The following is a 1,703-nucleotide window of genomic DNA, read 5'->3' on the forward strand; positions in this document are numbered from 1 at the left end:
TGCGCCGAACGCGAACAACGAAAGGGGACCAGCACCATGATGACCCATCAGGAACTTTTGGAGTTCTTCAGCGAAAGCGCCGACACCTACCGGTTTTTGTCGCAGGTATTCTTCAAGGAGTTGAATGCCGAGGCCATCGACGAGCTCTTTGCCGCCGACTACCCCGACGACACCGGCAATGCCCACCTGGACGAGGGCTACCGCCTGGTACGCCGCTACTTCGCATTCTCCACAACCGACCGGCGTACACAGCTGGCCTGCGAATACGCCCGCATTTTTCTGGCAGCAGGCATGTTCACCAAAGAGAGCCAGACGGCCGTTCCCTACGAATCGGTGTTCGCCGGCGAGGAGCACCTCATGATGGGCGATGCCCGCGACGACGTGGTGGCCCGTTTCCTCGAAGACGGATTCCAGGTGAATCCCGACCTGCACGAGCCGGAAGACCACCTGGCCTTCGAACTGGAATACCTCGTAAACCTCAACGAGCGCGCAAGTACGTGTGCGCAAGCCAAGGACAAAACAGAGCTTCGCCGCAACGCTGTGCGCCAGCTGGAATTCATCGAACAGCATCTGCTGAACTGGATCCCCGCCCTGCACGACGCGGCGCAGGACTACGCGAAGCTCGCGTTCTATCCGGGCATGCTGTTGGTGGCCCAAGGCACGCTCGAACAGGGGCGCGACCTGCTTCGCGCCGTCGTGGCCCAGCTCGACGACACCAGCGCCGCAGCGTAGACGGAGGCTTTGCCGTGCCAGCGAACAACCCAACGCGCCGAACATTCGTCATCGGAGGAGCGGCGCTCCTTGCAAGCATTGCCGTCGGCGCGGGCATACGCCCTCTCGTAACCGAAGCCGACATGCTGCGCCCGCCCGGATCGCTCCCCGAAGATGCGTTCATGGCCCGTTGCATCAAGTGCGAGCGGTGCATCAGCGTATGCCCCACCGATGTGCTGGAGCCAGTGGGTATCGAGGGGGGTCTGCTGCAAGCCCGCACGCCGCGGCTCACCTTCGCCAACGACAGCTGCACGTTCTGCGACCTGTGTCGACAGGTGTGCCCCACCGCCGCCATCGGCTTGGTTGACCCCTGGGCACCCGACCAGGGGCGCATCGGTGCGGCCATCCTGCACGAAGACCGCTGTCTGGCGTTTCTGGAAACCGACAGCTGCGGCATCTGTGTGGATGCCTGTCCCTACGAGGCGCTCTCCTTCGACGCGGGGAGGCGCCCGGTGGTAGACGAGGCAAAGTGCAACGGCTGCGGCGAATGCGTGAAGATATGCCCCGCCAACGTGTTCACTTCGTTCAGCGGAGGCAAAGCGCGCGGCATCGAAGTGGTAACCGAGAAAACGCTGCAAAAGGAAAAGGACGCACGATGAAGCAGGGCGATCGCATAACGAAAGCACGCGTCGTAACGCTGGCCTTGGTGTTCGCCGCCGTCATCGCGTCGCTGGCCTTCGACACCGGGATCGGCACTCCCTCGGCGTTCGGCATCGGGCAGTTCTTCCTGCTGTGCCCGCTTGGCGGCATCGAGGCGCTGCTGGCGAGCAAGGCCTTCGTACCGGTTACGTTGATCTCGCTTGCTGTCGTGACGGGTTTCGCGCTGCTGTTCGGACGCGCCTGGTGCGCGTGGGGTTGCCCGGCCCCCCGAATCCGCGGGTTCTTTCGGCGCAACCCGAAGGTCAAGGTCGAGAACAACTGCGGCGAAGGCG

The 1,703-nt window shown here is 63.4% G+C and carries 3 protein-coding genes; all 3 read left to right on the forward strand.

The window, feature by feature from the left end:
• Positions 1 to 732: molecular chaperone TorD family protein (locus RR842_RS13705; RefSeq protein ID WP_332730148.1), on the forward strand; the 732-nt coding region annotated here is incomplete at its 5' end.
• Between the two features lie 14 nt (positions 733 to 746).
• Positions 747 to 1,370, forward strand: coding sequence for a 4Fe-4S dicluster domain-containing protein (locus tag RR842_RS13710; RefSeq protein ID WP_332518116.1), 624 nt, complete (start codon positions 747 to 749; stop codon positions 1,368 to 1,370).
• A partial coding sequence (locus RR842_RS13715; RefSeq protein WP_332730149.1) for a 4Fe-4S binding protein occupies positions 1,367 to 1,703 on the forward strand: 337 nt, incomplete at its 3' end. The genes RR842_RS13710 and RR842_RS13715, both read left to right, overlap by 4 nt.

Origin of the sequence: Gordonibacter sp. (genome assembly GCF_036667095.1) — a bacterium.
Taxonomy (GTDB): Bacteria; Actinomycetota; Coriobacteriia; order Coriobacteriales; family Eggerthellaceae; genus Gordonibacter.